Source organism: Caulobacter sp. S45 (genome assembly GCF_009765965.1).
Classification (GTDB): domain Bacteria; phylum Pseudomonadota; class Alphaproteobacteria; order Caulobacterales; family Caulobacteraceae; genus CAHJWH01.
Map to the genome: position 1 here is coordinate 2318020 of NZ_LMUL01000014.1, position 15942 is coordinate 2333961.

The following is a 15942-nucleotide window of genomic DNA, read 5'->3' on the forward strand; positions in this document are numbered from 1 at the left end:
GCTAGTCCCGTTCGCGCCGCATCTGGTCGAGCCTTTGCTTGGCCTGGTCGGCGCGGGCGGCGTCCAGCGCCTTCTGCGCGCCGGTGCGGCCGAACTTGACGCGGTTCTCCGCCGCACGCGCCTGATCCTCGGCCTTCACCCGCGCCTTGCGGGCCTTGTTCAGGTTGATCGGCTCGGCCATCAGGCCGCGGCCTTCTCGAGCGACCGCTGGAAAGCGGGCCGCGCCTCCAGGCGTTGCTTGTAGGCCTCGATGGCGTCGCTCTTGGGCAGGAGCCGGGCGGCGATCTGGAAGGTGCTGCCGATCAACACGTCCACAGTGCTGAACGTGTCGCCCAAGATGTAGGCGTTCTTCTCCAAGGTCTCGGCGAGGCGCTGCTCCATCAGGGCGGGATCGCCCCAGCCGACGCTGACCGGGTTGAACCCTTGGGCGCCCACGGCCTTGGACATCAAGCCCGGTTCGATCACGCCGGCATAGTAGGCCAGCCAGCTCAGATAGGCGCCGCGCCCGCGTTGGCCGACCTTGGGGCCGAGCTTTGCGGCCGGGAAGGCGTCGGACAGGTAGAGGCAGATGGCCGCCGACTCGGTGACGATCTCGCCGTCGTGGTCGAGCGCCGGGACCTTCTTCAGCGGATGGATGGCGCGGTAGCTCTCCGGCACGCCGCCCTCGGCGCGGATGTCGATCCGCTCCAGGGTATAGGGCTCGCCGATCTCCTCCAGCAGCCAGACGATGCGCGAGGAGCGGGTCTGGGGGCAGTGATAGAGCTTCAGCATCGGCGGTCCCTCCGGTCTATTTCTGCGTATCGCCCTGGGTGTTCTGGTTATCGAGCGTGTTCTGGCCATCCGGCGCGGGTGGCGTCCGCTCGATCAGGGTCTGCAGCTTCTGGTCCAGGTCGGCGTGCTGGCCCGGCGTGTAGACGCGATAGCGGATGTCCTTCGGCCCGGTCGAGGAGGTGATGTCCTGGACCGAGGCGAACACGTAGTGGCCCTGGTAGGAACCGGTGACGGCGGGCAGCTTGTGCATCAGCCGCCAACCCTCAAGGTGCATGGCGCAGGTCTCGAGGTTCTCGTCTCCGGGCGACACCAGCACCTTCTTCACCGGGGTCGTGGTGGAGAAGCTGTAGCAGACCTGGGCGTTGTCGGCGGTGGCCGCGCTGATGTTGTCGTGGCAGGCGGCGAGCGGCGCCAGGCACAGAGGCGCCACGACCGCCAGGACGCAGGTCAGCCGCCTCCGCGCAGGGGCGGCTGGGGACGTGCTGAGTACTCCTTCGGCCATGGTCATATCCAATATCATGACCCCGATCAGCCCGGAGAGATCATCTTCTCCGGGCGCACGATCTCGTCGAACTCCTGGTCGGTGACATAGCCGCCGCCAACCGCCTCCTGGCGCAGAGTGGTGCCGTTCTTGTGGGCGGTCTTGGCGATCTTGGCGGCGGCGTCGTAGCCGATCTTGGGGGCCAGCGCTGTGACCAGCATCAGGCTGCGCTCCAGGGCCGCCTTGATGTTGTCCTCGCGCGCCTCGATGCCGACGACCATGTGGTCGGTGAAGCTGACCGCCGCATCGGCCATCAGCCGCACCGATTGCAGGAAGGTGTAGGCCATCACCGGGTTGAACACGTTCAGCTCGAAATGGCCCGAAGCGCCGGCCATGGTCAGGGTGGTCTCGTTGCCGAACACCCGCGTGCAGACCATGGTCAGGGCCTCGGCCTGGGTCGGGTTGACCTTGCCGGGCATGATCGAGGAGCCGGGCTCGTTCTCGGGCAGTGACAGTTCGCCCAGGCCCGAGCGCGGGCCGGAGCCCAGGAAGCGGATGTCGTTGCCGATCTTGAACAGGGCGGCGGCGGCGGAATTGATCGCGCCGTGGCTGAACACCATGGCGTCATGGGCGGCCAGGGCCTCGAACTTGTTCGGTGCGGTGACGAAGGGCAGGCCGGTGATGGCGGCGACCTTCTCGGCCACCTTTTCCGCGAAGCCGACCGGGGCGTTCAGCCCGGTGCCGACGGCGGTGCCGCCCTGGGCCAGTTCATACAGGCCGGGCAGGGTGGATTCGATCCGCTTGACCGCATTGGCGACCTGGGTGGCGTAGCCGCTGAACTCCTGGCCCAGGGTGAGCGGGGTGGCGTCCTGGGTATGGGTGCGGCCGATCTTGATGATGTCCTTGAACTGCTCCTGCTTGGCGACCAGCGCCTGGTGCAAGTGCTTCAAGGCGGGGATCAGGTCTTGGGCCACGCCCTCGGCCGCCGCGATGTGCATGGCGGTCGGATAGGTGTCGTTGGACGACTGGCTCATATTGACGTGGTCGTTGGGGTGGACCGGCGTCTTGGAGCCCATCTCGCCGCCCAGCGCCTCGATCGCCCGGTTCGAGATCACCTCGTTGGCGTTCATGTTGGACTGGGTGCCGGAGCCGGTCTGCCAGACCACCAGGGGGAAGTGGTCGTTCAGCTTGCCGTCGATCACCTCCTGGGCCGCCTCGATCACCGCCTTGCCGATGGCGGGGTCGAGCTTGCCCAGCTCCATATTGGCCTCGGCGGCGGCGCGCTTGACCACACCCAGCGCCCGGATGACCGGGAGGGGCTGCTTCTCCCAGCCGATCTTGAAGTTGCCGAGCGAACGCTGGGACTGCGCGCCCCAGTAGCGGTCGGACGCGACCTCGATGGGGCCGAAGGTGTCGGTCTCGGTGCGCGTGGCGGCCATGCGTCGGCTCTCCTCGGATTTGTCGGGCGGCGGTTTAACACGGGCCCCTCCTCGATCAAGACGGGCGAGGATCGAGGCGCCTTGAACCAGCCGAGCGGAACAGTGGCTTGAGCCCCGCATTTCAGACCAGCGCCAAGGAAAAGTCCGTCATGTCCGAGCCGATCACCCACCCCTATGTCGACGTCCAGGACGAACTGCCCGATCCCGGTGTCCAACTCGAAGCCACGCGAGATGGCGTTGCGGTGGTGATGCTGAACCGGCCGCAGCGGGGTAATGCGCTTGGTCGCACGGACATCGCGGCGCTTACCGAGGCTTTCACGACCCTCCAAGGCGCGGAGGGCGTGCGGATCGTCTTCCTGCGCGGTGCGGGCGATACCTTCTCCATGGGCGCCGACCCCGGCGAGATGCGCGCGACCCTGGACACCGTCGAGGAGGACATCCGCCTCTATGCGCTGGACGTGGCCCACATGCTTCAGGCCCTGCGCGCCATTCCGGCCTTGACCGTGGCCCTGGTGGACGGGTCGGCGACGAGCCTGGGCGCGGCCCTGGTCGCCGCCTGCGACATGGCGGCGGCGACGGAGCGGGCGGTGTTCGCCTTTCCCGACGTGCGCATGGGCCTGAGCCCCGGCCCGCTTGTCCCCTTCGTGGTGGAGGCTGTGGGTGCGCGGGCGGCGCGGCGGCTGTTCGCTTCCGGCGCGTCCATCGACGCCGTCGAAGCGCTGCGGATCGGCTTGATCGACCGGCTGGTCCCCGATGCGCGGGGGCTGGAGGGCGTGCTAGATGGGCTCGCGACCGACATCATGGCCAGCGCGCCGGTGGCCATGGACGAGGCCAAGCGCCTGGTCGCCCACGTCGTCGGTCAACCGATCGAGCGCCCGCTGATCGAAGAGACCGCCCGTCGCTTCGCCCGCCATGCCGTGGGGCCAGAGGCGCACGAAGGCCTGAACGCCCTGATGTCAGGTGCGCGGCCGGTCTGGGCCGGCTGATCGCAAACGCGCCTAGGTCCTGGGACCGAGGCCATTGCCCGGCCGGGCGGCGCAACCGGCCAGGATGCGGTCGCCCACCGATACCTTGGCGGTCAGCGGATAGGTCATGCCGGTCGCCTCGTCGCGGCAGGCCTTGACCTCCGCCGTCAGCGTCAGGGCTGCGCCTGCAGCGGTCTTGCCGCCCCACTGCGCAATTTTTCCCTTGCCGGAGAAGGCGCTTATCGGGGCCGACAGGCTGACACCGGCGTCTGTCTCGATGTGGAGCTGGCCGGGGCGCACCTGGGCGGACCAAAGGGGTGCTTCGCCGCCGGCGTTGAGCGCGCCGGTCGCGCCCAGCGGTCCGACCAGGGCGGCGGGAAGCTTCGGGCGATGGGCGTCGTGACGCCCGCAGGCGCAGACGGTGGCGAGCGCCATCGCCACGGCCAGGGATCGGTAGATCGGAAAAGTCATTCCACCCTTTCGTTCAATCGGCGCCGCGCCGACGACGCAGGGACCGTGCATAAACCGTTGAAGCGGCGAATCGGTCCGATCTCTTGGCATAGCCGAATGGCGCAATGCACGCTCCGGCGCTGACACCGACGTCGCGGACGCCTATCCTGTGCGCAAGCCCGCGAGCCCTGAGAGAACCGGAATGGACGCCACCCCAGCCGCCGAATACGACGCCGCCCGCTTCAAGCGGGCCGGACGCGGGCGCATCTACGACAGCATCATCGACACCATCGGCGATACGCCGCTGATCCGCCTGCCGCGGCTGATGGCCGAGATTCGTCCGAAGGGCGAGGTGCTGGCTAAGCTCGAATTCTTCAATCCGATCAGCAGCGTCAAGGACCGGATCGGCGCCGCCATGATCGAGGCGCTGGAGGCCAAGGGCCTGCTGAACTCCGGCTCGACCATCATCGAGCCCACCTCCGGCAACACCGGCATCGCCCTGGCCTTTGTGGCGGCGGCCAAGGGCTATCACCTGATTTTGGTCATGCCGGAAAGCATGTCGGTGGAGCGGCGCAAGATGCTGGCCCTGCTGGGCGCGCGGGTCGAGCTGACCCCGGCCGAGAAGGGTATGCGCGGGGCGATGGCGCGGGTGCAGGAGCTGATGGATGAAATCCCCGGCGCGGTGATGCCGCAACAGTTCGAGAACCACGCCAACCCGCTGGTGCATCGGGTCTCCACGGCGGAAGAGATCTGGAACGACACCCAGGGCCAGGTGGCGGCGGTGGTCTCCGGCGTCGGCACCGGCGGCACCATCACCGGCGTCGGCCAGGTGCTCAAGGCCAAGAACCCGGCGGTGAAGATGATCGCGGTGGAGCCCGACACCTCCGCCGTCCTGTCCGGTGGCCAGCCGGGGCTGCACAAGATCCAGGGCATCGGCGCGGGCTTCGTGCCGGCGGTGCTGGACCGCACCATCATCGACGAGGTGATCACCGTCTCCAGCGCCGACGCCTTCGACTGGGCGCGTCGGGCGGCGCGGACCGAGGGCGTGCCCGTGGGCATCTCGTCGGGCGCAGCCCTGCTGGCGGCGTTCGAGGTGGCCTCGCGCGACGAATTCGCCGGCAAGCAGGTGGTGGCGATCATCCCCAGCTTCGCCGAGCGCTATCTCTCCACCGCCCTGTTCGAAGGGCTGTAGGCGCGAATTAGGTCAAGAGCCTTGGGCGCCGATGTCTTCACCCCCGAGCAGCGTTCCGCAGTCATGCGGGCGGTGCCGGGCAAGGACACCTCCGCCGAGCTGAAGCTACGGCGCCTGCTCACCCGGATGGGCCTGCGCTACCGCCTGCACCGGCGCGACCTGCCGGGCTCGCCGGACGTGGCCTTCATCGGACGCAAGACGGCGGTGTTCGTGCACGGCTGTTTCTGGCACGGGCACGACTGCCGGCGCGGCGCGCGCACCCCCAAGACCAATGCCGACTACTGGATCGCCAAGGTCGCCCGCAACCGAGCGCGAGACGCTGCAGCGGAGACGGCTCTGGCTACGATCGGCTGGCGTGCGGAGGTGGTTTGGGAGTGCGAACTGAAGGACGAGGCGGCGCTGGAGGCGCGCCTGCGTCTGCAGCTCGGGCCGGCGGGCGCCCCGAATTCGTCTGGGGTCTGATCCATGGGACGCAATCTCCCGCCAATCCCTTGGCAACCCAGACTGGAGGGGCTATGGGCTGCGTCTCGACAACCGGCGCCAAGCTCCCATTTCCGCGTCCAGCACGGGGCTGCGCCGGGCGCATTAGCGGAGCATATGGGCTGTGATAGATAAGTCAGCGGCGGGACGGACGAGCGGGCGGAAGAGCGCCCTGGGCGCCGCCACGTGCGCCCTCATGTTCGGGGCCGCAGCCCTAATGTCGACCGCGGCGCGCGCCGAGGAGCTGATGGGTCAGCCCACTCCCGGCGGCTGGGGCTTCCAGCCCTCCGGCGACGCGATCAAGCGCTCGGTGGTGTTCTTCCACAACGACATCCTGATGCCGATCATCACCGTGATCTGCCTGCTGGTGGCCGGCCTGATCCTCTACATCGCCATCCGCTTCAACAAGCGCGCCAACCCGGTTCCGGCCCGGTTCACCCACAACACCCAGATCGAGGTGATCTGGACCGTGGCCCCGGTGCTGATCCTGATGTTCATCGCCATCTTCTCGTTCCGGCTGCTCTACGCCTACCACGACATGCCCAAGCCCGACCTGACGGTGAAGGCGACCGGCAACCAGTGGTACTGGAACTACACCTACCCGGACCATGGCGCCCTGGCCTTCGATTCGCTGATCCTGCCCGAGGAGAAGGCTAAGGCGGCTGGCAAGCCCTATCGCCTGGGCGTGGACAATCCGCTGGTGGTGCCGGTGGGCAAGACGGTGCGGGTGCTGGTCACCGGCGCCGACGTGATCCACGACTTCGCCATGCCCGCCTTCGGCCTGAAGACCGACGCGGTCCCCGGTCGGGTCAACGAGACCTGGTTCAAGGCCGACAAGCCCGGCATCTATTACGGCCAGTGCTCGGAGCTGTGCGGCGTGGACCACGCCTTCATGCCGATCGAGATCGACGTGGTGACCCCCGACCAGTTCAACACCTGGGTGGTGGCCAAGGGCGGTAAGCTGCCTGGCGCCAAGGCCGCGGCTCCCGCGGCTCCGGCCGCCACCGCGCCCGCAGGCGGCGCCCCGGCCAACCCGGCGCCCGCCGCGCCGGCGGCCAAGCCCGCCCAGACCGCTGTCACGAACACCGCCAAGACCACTACCGCCAAGATTGGCCATGCGGCGCTCGCCGCCAAGGCCGCCTGAGGCCGAGGGGATTGAATTGACGACCTTTCTTATAATCAGAGCAGAGGCTTAGACCCCATGGCGACCTCGGCCGACGCCCACGCGCACGACGCGCATGAGCATCACGATCATAAGCCGCCCTTCTTCGTTCGGTGGTTCTTCTCCACCAACCACAAGGACATCGGCATCCTCTACATCCTGTTCGCCATCATGGCGGGCTTGGTGGGCGGCGCGCTTTCGGGCCTGATCCGCTGGGAGCTGGCGGAGCCCGGCATCCAGATCTTCCAGCCGCACTCCTGGCTGGCCAAGATCGGCATCATCGAGGCCTCCAAGCACGGCTACAACGTGGTGGTCACCGCCCACGCCCTGATCATGATCTTCTTCATGGTCATGCCGGCGATGATCGGCGGCTTCGGCAACTTCTTCGTGCCGATCATGATCGGGGCGCCGGACATGGCCTTCCCGCGCATGAACAACATCTCGTTCTGGCTGCTGGTCGCCTCCTTCGCGGTGCTGTGCACCTCGCTGATGGTGGACGGCGGGCCGGGCAAGGGCTTCGGCGGCGGCTGGACCATGTATCCGCCCCTGTCGACCATCGGCCACACCGGACCGGCCTTCGACCTGGCCATCCTGTCGCTGCACTTGGCCGGCGCCAGCTCGATCCTGGGCGCCATCAACTTCATCACCACCATCTTCAACATGCGTGCGCCGGGCATGACCCTGCACCGCATGCCGTTGTTCGTCTGGTCGGTGCTGGTGACGGTGTTCCTGCTGCTGCTGTCGCTGCCGGTCCTGGCCGGCGCCATCACCATGCTGCTGACCGACCGCAACTTCGGCACCAGCTTCTTCAACCCGGCGGGCGGCGGCGACCCGGTGATGTTCCAGCACCTGTTCTGGTTCTTCGGCCACCCGGAGGTGTACATCCTGATCCTGCCGGGCTTCGGCATGATCAGCCACATCGTGGCGACCTTCTCCAAGAAGCCGGTGTTCGGCTATCTGGCCATGGCCTACGCCATGGTGGCGATCGGCTTCGTCGGCTTCGTGGTGTGGGCTCACCACATGTTCACCACCGGCCTGAACGTGAACCTGCAGGCCTACTTCTCGGCCGCCACCATGATCATCGCGGTGCCCACGGGCATCAAGATCTTCTCGTGGATCGCCACGATGTGGGGCGGGTCGATCGACTTCAAGACGCCCATGCTGTTCGCCATCGGCTTCATCTTCCTGTTCACCGTCGGCGGCGTCACCGGGGTGGTGCTGTCCAACGCCGGCGTCGACTACAGCTTCCAGGACACCTATTACGTCGTGGCCCACTTCCACTACGTGCTGAGTCTGGGCGCGGTGTTCGCCATCTTCGCCGGCTTCTACTACTGGTTCGAGAAGATGTGGGGCGTGAAGTACAACGAGATCCTCGGCGCGGCCCACTTCTGGCTGATGTTCGTGGGCGTGAACGTGATCTTCTTCCCCATGCACTTCCTGGGGATGCAGGGCATGCCGCGCCGCTACGTCGACTATCCCGACGCGTTCGCCTTCTGGAACCGCATCTCCACCGACGGCTACATGATCGCGGCGCTTGGCGTGGTGGTGTTCCTGGTGATGCTGGTCGAGGCTGCGGTTCGTCGCCGCAAGGCCGAGGCCAATCCCTGGGGCGAAGGCGCCACGACGCTGGAGTGGACCCTGTCCTCGCCCCCGCCGTACCACCAGTTCAACGACCTGCCGCACATCGAGGCGGAGGGTCACTGAACCCCGAACCGTCCGGTTCTCTCCCGACTAGGGCTTGAACCGGACACCGATTGAGCGTTTGAAGGCGCGGCGGCCTCCCGTTTCCGGGACCGGCTCCGCGCCTTCTTCGTTTTTGCGCCGAGGATCTTGATGACCCAAGCCATGGCGACCTCGTCCGCCGCGACCGCCCAGCCGGCGCGCTCGGCGGACTACCTCGCCCTGCTGAAGCCCCGGGTGATGTCGCTGGTGGTGTTTACCGCCCTGACCGGACTGGTGTGCGCCGACACGCCGATGAACCCGGTGATGGCCATCATCGCGGTGGTCTGCATCGCGGTGGGCGCCGGCGCGTCCGGTGCGCTGAACATGGCCTACGACTCCGACATCGACGCCCTGATGCGCCGTACGCGGGGCCGGCCGGTGCCGCAGGGGCGCATCTCGCGCGCGGACGCGGCCGGTTTCGGCGTGGTGCTGAGCCTGTTCTCGGTGATGCTGATGGGCCTAGCGGTGAACTGGCTGGCCGCAAGCCTGCTGGCCTTCACCATTGTCTTCTACGCGGTAGTCTACACCATGTGGCTGAAGCGCTCGACGCCGCAGAACATAGTCATCGGCGGCGCGGCCGGCGCCTTGCCGCCGGTGGTGGGTTGGGCGGCGGCGACAGGGCATGTTCCCCTGAACGCGCTGCTGCTGTTCGCCATCATCTTCGTCTGGACGCCGCCGCACTTCTGGGCGCTGTCGCTCTACACCACCACCGATTACGCCAAGGCGGGCGTGCCGATGATGCCGGTGGTCAAGGGCGCCAAGTCCACCCGCCGCCAGATCTTCGCCTATTCGCTGCTGCTGGCCCCGCTGGGCGTAGCCCCGGTGTTCACCGGGTTGGGCGGTCCGCTCTACGCCGCCGTCTCCATCGGCGGCGGGGCGCTGTTCCTGCTGCTCGCTACCCGCGTCCTGCTCAGCCAGGCCGGCGAGGCGGGGGCGGAAGGCCCTGACGGCCTGTACGCCATCAAGCCCGGCGCCAAGGCGGCCCGCGACCTGTTCGCCGTTTCGATCCTCTATCTGTTCGCCCTGTTCGCCGCCCTGCTGGTCGAGCACGGCCTCAGCCCGCTGATCTCGCACGGCCTGTAGATGCACGATCCGACCCTCGACGTCCCCCCACCCACCGGCCCCCGCCAGGACCCGTTCCGCGAAGGCGCCGCCGCAGCGCGCGCCCGGCGGATGCGCAGCCTGGGCATAGCGCTGGCCCTGGTCGCCTTCGTGGTGGTGGTGTTCATCGTCAGCATCATCAAGCTCGCGGCCGCCTCGCATGTCCCCGGCTGAGCCCCCGCGTTCGCCTCGGCGCAAGGGCCATGGCCTGATCGCCGGGATCTGCGGGGTTGCGGTGGTGGGCATGGTGGGGATGGCCTATGCGGCGGTGCCCTTCTACCGGGCCTTCTGCCAGGCCACCGGCTTCGACGGCACCGCGCGGCGGGTCGAGCGCGCGCCCAAGCTGGTGATCGACCGCAAGATCACCGTGCGCTTCGACGCCAACGTGCGCGGGCTGCCGTGGAAATTCACCGCCGACCAGGCGGCCCAGACCATCAAGCTGGGCGCGGCGGGCATGGCCTTCTTCACCGTCAAGAACACCGGCGACAAGCCGCTGACCGGCCGAGCCGCCTACAACGTGCTGCCCGAATCGGCCGGTCCCTACTTCCTGAAGACCCAGTGCTTCTGCTTCAGCGACCAGACCATCCAGCCGGGCCAGACCGAGCGCTTCCCGGTGATCTATTACGTCGAGCCCAAGTTCGCGACCGACGTCAACACGCGCACCTTCCAGGAGGTGACGCTGAGCTACACCTTCTTTCCCGCCCCCGATGTGAAGCCGGCGAAAGCAGGCTGACATTCCAGGTGGCGGAATGCGCCAAACCCCTTGGCTTCCCGGCGAGGGCAGGGCTATAGCGTTCCTGATCGAGCGTCGCGCCTCAACAGCCGCGGCGCCTTACGCCGCGCAAGGGGTTGTTCAGCGACCATGGCCGACCAAGCCGTTCATCACGACTACCATCTGGTCAAGCCGAGCCCGTGGCCCCTGCTGGGCTCCGTCGCCGGCGTCGCGACCGCCATCGGCCTGGTCATCCTGCTGAAGGGCGTCCTGGGTGTGCCGAAGGGCACTCCCTGGGTGTTCGCCATCGGCATCGCCGGGCTGCTCTACACCATGGCCGGTTGGTGGACCGATGTGGTCAAGGAAGCCAACGAGGGCGATCACACCCCGGTGGTGTCGATCGGCCTGCGCTACGGCATGATCCTGTTCATCGCCTCGGAGATCATGTTCTTCGTGGCGTGGTTCTGGATCTTCTTCGAGATGGCGTTGTTCCATCACGTCCGCACCGCTTCGCCCATCGACGAGGTCCGCGCCGCCTGGGCCAGCTGGCCCCCCAAGGGCGTCGAGACGCTGGACCCCTGGCACTTCCCGCTGATCAACACCCTGATCCTGCTGACCTCGGGCACCGCGATCACCTGGTCGCACCACGCCCTGATGCATGGCGACCGTAAGAACGCGCGCAATGGCCTGATCCTGACCATCGTGCTGGGCGCGATGTTCACCTGCGTCCAGGCCTACGAGTACCGTGAGATCATCATGGAGAAGTTCTTCTTCAACAGCGCCTCATCGGCCGCGGGCCTGTACGGCTCCAGCTTCTTCATGGCCACGGGCTTCCACGGCTTCCACGTGCTGGTGGGCACGATCTTCCTGACCATCTGCCTGTTCCGCCTGCTGGGCGGGGCCTTCAAGCCCAACCAGCATTTTGGCTTCGAAGCCGCCGCCTGGTACTGGCACTTCGTCGACGTGGTGTGGCTGTTCCTGTTCGCCTTCATCTACGTGGTGTTCCAGGGCCATCCGGCGACCTGACCCTTATGGCGGGCGTGAACCCCTTTCTGGCGGGTCTCGCCTGCCGCTGCCCCGAGTGCGGGCGCGGGTCGATCTTCGCGGGCTTCCTGAAGCTGACCGCAGCCTGCCCCGCCTGCGGCCTCGATCTGCGTCGTGCTGATAGTGGCGACGGGCCGGTGGTGTTCATCGTGCTGATCGTGGGGACCGTCGCCTGCTTTGGGGTGATCGTCACCGACCTGACCATGCACCCGCCGATCTGGCTCACCCTGCTGGTCTGGATGCCCTTCGCCGGCCTGCTGTCGCTGGGGCTGATGCGACCGCTCAAGGGCGTGATGGTCGCCCTGCAGTTCCACAACCGCGCGTCCGAAGCCCGCAATGGCTAGCCGTCACCTAGCGGGCGCGGCGCCTGTCCCCATGTCGCCGTTTCAGGGCGTGCGTCCGGTCTCGCTGATCGCCGTGTTGACCGGCCTTGTTATCCTACTCGGCCTCGGCGTGTGGCAGGTGCAGCGCTTGGCGTGGAAGGAAGGCCTGCTCGCCCGCATCGCAGCCCTCCAGGCCGCCCCGCCCGAGCCCCTGGGCGTGGTGCTGCATCGCCTGGGCGATCGCGGCGAGGTGGACTATGTGCGCGTCCAGACCACCTGCCCCACAGTGCAGCAGACTCCGACGCTTCGCCTGTACGCGGTCCTGGACGGGGTGATGGGTTATCGCCTGATCACCGCCTGTCCGATCGATTCGGGCCGCTACCGTTCGTTGCTGGTGGATCGCGGCTTCACCCCCACGGAAAAGGTTGGCGACGCGACGGCGCCTCAAGGACCGATCGCCTCGCCGGTCGTCGGCGTGCTGAGAAGAGCCGACCCCGCCACCTGGATGACCCAGCCGAACGCGCCCGCCCGCAACGACTGGCGCGCGCGCGACATTCCAGCCATGGCGGCCGCCCTGAAAGCCGTGGCCCCCGCGCCGGTGTTCCTGATGCTGGAGCAACCCGCCGCGCCGCCGCCCGGACCCCGGCCCGCCGCCATTCCCACCGACATCCCCAACAATCACCTCGGCTACGCCTTGACCTGGTTCGGTCTGGCGGCTGGCCTGGTCGGCATGTACGTCGCCAGCGTCCTGCGTTCGCGCCGGGGCTGACCGGACAGGTTTCCGCACCATGCGATATGTCTCCACGCGCGGCGGCGGCGCGCCGGCCGATTTCAGCCAGGTCCTGCTAGCCGGCCTGGCCCCCGATGGCGGCCTCTACGTGCCCGAGGAATGGCCAAGCTTCACCTCGGACCAGATCGCCGCCTTCGCCGGCCGTCCCTATTGGGAGGTGGCGACCGAGGTCCTGTCCCGCTTCACCGGAAACACCTTCTCGCGCGAACGGCTGGGCGCGATCTGCCAGGACGCCTACGCCACCTTCGCCCATCCCGCCGTAACGCCGTTGAAGCAGCTCGATTCGGGCCTGTTCCTGCTGGAGCTGTTCCACGGCCCGACGCTAGCGTTCAAGGACGTGGCCATGCAGCTGCTGGCGCGGCTGTACGACGCCGTGCTGGCGGGGAGCGGGCGGACCCTGACCATAGTCTGCGCCACCTCCGGCGATACCGGCGGGGCGGCGGTGGAGGCGTTTCGCGGCGCTCGCCACGCCCGCATCGTCGCCCTGTTCCCCGAGGGCCGGATCAGCGAGGTGCAGCGCCGCTTCATGACCACAGCCGCCGACGCCAATGTGCGCACCGTGGCGGTGAAGGGCTCGTTCGACGACTGCCAGGCCCTGGTCAAGGCCATGTTCCGCGACGAGGCCTTCCGCACCGAGGTGGACCTGTCCGGCGTGAACTCCATCAACTGGGCGCGGATCGCGGCCCAGGCGGTCTACTACTTCGTCAGCGCCGTGGCGCTCGGCGCGCCGCATCGGCCGGTGCGCTTCGCCGTACCGACCGGCAATTTCGGCGACGCCTTCGCCGGCTACGCCGCGCGCCGCATGGGGCTCGACGTGGAGCGGATCACCGTGGCCACCAACAGCAACGATATCGTGGCGCGCGCGCTCGGCGACGGCCGCTACCAGACCGGGCCGGTCGCTGTGACCCAGAGCCCGGCCATGGACATCCAGGTCGCCTCCAACTTCGAGCGGCTGTATTTCGAGGCTTCGCGCCGCGATGCGGTGGAGACCGCGCGCGCGTTCGAGGCCTTCGCCGGCCAGGGCCTCATCGACCTGGCGCCCCAAGCCCTGGCCTATATGCGCGACCTGTTCGAGGGCCGGATGGTGAGCGAGGACGAGACCGCCCGCACCATTCTGTCCACCCTCAACGAGACCGGCGAGGTGATCGACCCGCACACCGCCGTCGGCGTCGCCGCCGCCCGTTACGCCTCAGCCTCGTCTTCGCCGCTGGTCGCGCTGTCCACCGCCCATCCGGCCAAGTTCCCCGAGGCGGTGCGCGCCGCCACCGGCGCGGAGCCGGCCCTGCACGTCCGCTCTCGCGGCCTGTTCGACAAGGTTGAGCGATTCGACCGCCTGCCCGCCGACGTCGAGGCGGCCAAGGCCTATGTGCGGACCTTCGCGCGGGGTTAGATCAGAGGTTCAAGCCGCCCCGCGGGCCTCGAAGATCGAGGCGAACCCATCCGCCCGCAGACGCTGCGCCAACTCGCGCTTGAGCCGGCGGACCAGGCCCGGACCTCTGTACACCAGGGCGGTGTAGAGCTGCACCGCGCACGCCCCGGCCCGCACCTTGGCGTAGACGTCGGCGGCCGAACCGATCCCACCCGCGCCGATCAGGGCGAGGTCGGTGGTGTTGGCCTCGTGGAACCGCTGCAGCGTCAGGGTCGACAGGGCCATGAGGGGGGCGCCGGACAGACCGCCGGTCTCCGCACGCGCCGACGAGCGCAGGGTGTCGGGGCGGCTGACAGTGGTGTTGGAGACGATGATCCCGTTCAACCCGAAGCGGGCGGCCACGGAGACGATGTCGATCACCTCCCGTTCGCTGAGGTCGGGCGCGACCTTGAGGAACACCGGATAGTCGCGCGCCGCCTTCAGCCCGTCCCGCGCTTCCCTAAGCCGTCCGGCCAGGTCTTCCAGGGCGTCGCGGGACTGCAGCGTCCGCAAACCCGGCGTGTTGGGCGAGGAGACGTTGACGGTGAAATAGTCGCACAGCCCCCAGAGTCGGGTCAGGCCGGCCACATAGTCTCCCACCCGATCCTCGGAATCCTTGTTGGCGCCGAGGTTTGCGCCGACGATCCCGCTCCGGGGCGCACCCAGGCGCTGGGCGAAGCTTTCCAGGCCGCCATTGTTGAAACCCATGCGGTTGATCACCGCCCGGTCGGCTTGCAGGCGGAAGAGCCGGGGTTGCGGATTGCCGATCTGGGGCAGGGGCGTGACGGTGCCGCACTCCACGAAACCGAAGCCCGCGGCCAGCATCGGGTTGAACGTCTCGGCGTCCTTGTCGAAACCGGCCGCCAGGCCGATGCAGTTCGGCAGGTCCATGCCGGCGAGGCGGACGCTGAGCGCCGGGTCGCGCAGTCCCCCTTCGCGCGGGCCGAGCCCGGCCTGGAGCGCCTTCAGGGTCAGCCGGTGCGCCTGCTCAGGCTCCAACAGGCGAAAGGCGCGTGCGCCGAGATCGTGCAACAGGCTCATGGCGTCAGCGGCCCCGGATCGGGCCAACCGTCGGTGTTGAGGGGCAGCGGATGGACCGCAAGCGCCCGAGCGGGATCGAGGGCGGCGTACAGGTGAGGGAACAGGGCGCCGCCGCGGGAGGCTTCCCATTTCAGCGCCTCGCCGAAATCCTCCGCCCGCAGCTGCACCAGCACCAGGCCGTCCCGGCCGGCGAAGTGCAGCCGCGCGGTTTCGGCCGCCTGGGTCGCGCTCGACAGATGGATGTAGCCATCCTCGAGGTCGATCGCGGAGCCGGTGAAGCTTCCCTGCGCCCCGGCCGCCGACCACTCGGTCGCGGGTAGGATCTTGTAGACGTGGGTCACGTCGCCCCGCCGGAATGAGCGTTGAACACGCCAAGACAGCCGGTGCGGCCGTCCCCGAACTCGAACACCGCCGCTGTCGCGGTTGGGAAGCCGGCCTGTATCTCCGCCCGCATGGTCGGTTCGCACAGCGCTCCTTCGACTAGCTCCATCGCCAGGGCGTGGACGCCGGGATTGTGGGCGATGACCAGCACCGTATCGCCATTCGCCTTCTGGGCTGCGCGCAGCAGCGTCTCCGGGGCGGCGTTGTAGAGGGTGGGGACCAGCTCCAGCCGCACGTCGGGCAGGAAGGCCTTGGCCGCCTCGAAGGTCTGGCGCGCGCGCACGGCGGTGGAGACCAGCGCGAGGTCGGCGATCAATCCGGCGGCGGCCAGGCTCTCGGCGGTGCGGGCCGCGTCGGTGCGACCGCGCTCGGTCAGGGCGCGGTCGAAATCCGCTCCGCTGGCGGCTTGCCGCTCGGTCTTGGCGTGGCGCAGCAGGATCAGGCGTCGCATCCGGCGTTCCAGGAAGTTACAGGACTTCT

Annotated in this window: 20 protein-coding genes; 12 read left to right on the forward strand and 8 right to left on the reverse strand. The window is 68.2% G+C overall.

Features of this window, described 5'->3' with window-relative positions:
• Window position 1: 1 nt before the first annotated feature.
• The 4 genes from GSQ87_RS17795 to fumC are packed head-to-tail and all read right to left on the reverse strand — an operon-like array spanning window position 2 to window position 2691.
• Complete coding sequence (locus GSQ87_RS17795) at window positions 2-181, reverse strand: DUF4169 family protein (RefSeq protein ID WP_158916731.1); 180 nt, start codon at window positions 179-181, stop codon at window positions 2-4.
• Window positions 181-771: a glutathione S-transferase family protein gene (locus GSQ87_RS17800; protein WP_158916733.1), complete on the reverse strand. Its 591-nt coding sequence runs from the start codon at window positions 769-771 to the stop codon at window positions 181-183. The genes GSQ87_RS17795 and GSQ87_RS17800 overlap by 1 nt, the downstream gene beginning before the upstream one ends.
• A 16-nt stretch (window positions 772-787) precedes the next feature.
• On the reverse strand, window positions 788-1273 hold the full coding sequence (locus GSQ87_RS17805) for a hypothetical protein (RefSeq protein ID WP_158916735.1): 486 nt from the start codon (window positions 1271-1273) through the stop codon (window positions 788-790).
• Between the two features lie 26 nt (window positions 1274-1299).
• Window positions 1300-2691, reverse strand: a complete 1392-nt coding sequence (gene fumC, locus GSQ87_RS17810; protein WP_158916737.1) for a class II fumarate hydratase — start codon at window positions 2689-2691, stop codon at window positions 1300-1302.
• Window positions 2692-2798: 107 nt separating this feature from the next.
• Between fumC and GSQ87_RS17815 the strand changes: the two genes are divergently transcribed.
• Complete coding sequence (locus GSQ87_RS17815; RefSeq protein WP_158916739.1) at window positions 2799-3677, forward strand: enoyl-CoA hydratase-related protein; 879 nt, start codon at window positions 2799-2801, stop codon at window positions 3675-3677.
• Window positions 3678-3689: 12 nt separating this feature from the next.
• Here the strand turns inward: GSQ87_RS17815 and GSQ87_RS17820 are convergent, their stop codons facing one another.
• Entirely contained in the window at window positions 3690-4127 is a 438-nt protein-coding gene (locus GSQ87_RS17820; RefSeq protein WP_158916741.1) for a hypothetical protein, read from the reverse strand.
• Window positions 4128-4308: 181 nt separating this feature from the next.
• On the opposite strand from GSQ87_RS17820, the gene cysK reads away from it, so the two are divergent.
• The 11 genes from cysK to thrC all read left to right on the forward strand — a co-directional run bounded on the left by cysK (window position 4309) and on the right by thrC (window position 14022).
• Window positions 4309-5298, forward strand: coding sequence for a cysteine synthase A (cysK, locus tag GSQ87_RS17825; RefSeq protein ID WP_158916743.1), 990 nt, complete (start codon window positions 4309-4311; stop codon window positions 5296-5298).
• 21 nt (window positions 5299-5319) lie between these two features.
• Complete coding sequence (locus GSQ87_RS17830; RefSeq protein WP_256375894.1) at window positions 5320-5760, forward strand: very short patch repair endonuclease; 441 nt, start codon at window positions 5320-5322, stop codon at window positions 5758-5760.
• Between the two features lie 214 nt (window positions 5761-5974).
• Window positions 5975-6922 carry a cytochrome c oxidase subunit II gene (coxB, locus tag GSQ87_RS17835; RefSeq protein WP_158916745.1) on the forward strand — a complete coding sequence of 316 codons (948 nt, stop codon included), beginning with the start codon at window positions 5975-5977 and terminating at the stop codon, window positions 6920-6922.
• 57 nt (window positions 6923-6979) lie between these two features.
• On the forward strand, window positions 6980-8644 hold the full coding sequence (gene ctaD / locus GSQ87_RS17840; RefSeq protein WP_158916747.1) for a cytochrome c oxidase subunit I: 1665 nt from the start codon (window positions 6980-6982) through the stop codon (window positions 8642-8644).
• A gap of 129 nt (window positions 8645-8773) precedes the next feature.
• On the forward strand, window positions 8774-9745 hold the full coding sequence (locus GSQ87_RS17845) for a heme o synthase (protein ID WP_158916749.1): 972 nt from the start codon (window positions 8774-8776) through the stop codon (window positions 9743-9745).
• On the forward strand, window positions 9746-9937 hold the full coding sequence (locus GSQ87_RS17850; RefSeq protein ID WP_158916750.1) for a hypothetical protein: 192 nt from the start codon (window positions 9746-9748) through the stop codon (window positions 9935-9937). It begins immediately after the preceding gene.
• Window positions 9924-10496 carry a cytochrome c oxidase assembly protein gene (locus GSQ87_RS17855; RefSeq protein ID WP_158916752.1) on the forward strand — a complete coding sequence of 191 codons (573 nt, stop codon included), beginning with the start codon at window positions 9924-9926 and terminating at the stop codon, window positions 10494-10496. Before GSQ87_RS17850 ends, GSQ87_RS17855 begins: the two co-directional genes overlap by 14 nt.
• Window positions 10497-10625: 129 nt before the next feature.
• Window positions 10626-11501 (forward strand): cytochrome c oxidase subunit 3, encoded by an 876-nt coding sequence (locus tag GSQ87_RS17860; protein ID WP_158916754.1) that lies wholly within the window; start codon window positions 10626-10628, stop codon window positions 11499-11501.
• A gap of 5 nt (window positions 11502-11506) precedes the next feature.
• Window positions 11507-11863 (forward strand): DUF983 domain-containing protein, encoded by a 357-nt coding sequence (locus tag GSQ87_RS17865; RefSeq protein WP_158916756.1) that lies wholly within the window; start codon window positions 11507-11509, stop codon window positions 11861-11863.
• 31 nt (window positions 11864-11894) lie between these two features.
• Complete coding sequence (locus tag GSQ87_RS17870) at window positions 11895-12611, forward strand: SURF1 family protein (RefSeq protein WP_158916758.1); 717 nt, start codon at window positions 11895-11897, stop codon at window positions 12609-12611.
• 19 nt (window positions 12612-12630) lie between these two features.
• On the forward strand, window positions 12631-14022 hold the full coding sequence (gene thrC / locus GSQ87_RS17875; RefSeq protein ID WP_158916760.1) for a threonine synthase: 1392 nt from the start codon (window positions 12631-12633) through the stop codon (window positions 14020-14022).
• A 9-nt stretch (window positions 14023-14031) separates the two neighbouring features.
• On the opposite strand, the gene GSQ87_RS17880 is transcribed toward thrC, so the two are convergent.
• The 3 genes from GSQ87_RS17880 to GSQ87_RS17890 are packed head-to-tail and all read right to left on the reverse strand — an operon-like array spanning window position 14032 to window position 15913.
• Entirely contained in the window at window positions 14032-15081 is a 1050-nt protein-coding gene (locus GSQ87_RS17880; RefSeq protein ID WP_158916762.1) for a quinone-dependent dihydroorotate dehydrogenase, read from the reverse strand.
• Window positions 15078-15422 carry a DUF952 domain-containing protein gene (locus GSQ87_RS17885; protein WP_158916764.1) on the reverse strand — a complete coding sequence of 115 codons (345 nt, stop codon included), beginning with the start codon at window positions 15420-15422 and terminating at the stop codon, window positions 15078-15080. Before GSQ87_RS17885 ends, GSQ87_RS17880 begins: the two co-directional genes overlap by 4 nt.
• The gene (locus GSQ87_RS17890; RefSeq protein WP_158916766.1) at window positions 15419-15913 is read right to left on the reverse strand and encodes a histidine phosphatase family protein; all 495 of its coding nucleotides are present in this window, start codon (window positions 15911-15913) and stop codon (window positions 15419-15421) included. The genes GSQ87_RS17885 and GSQ87_RS17890 overlap by 4 nt, the downstream gene beginning before the upstream one ends.
• Between the last annotated feature and the right edge of the window lie 29 nt (window positions 15914-15942).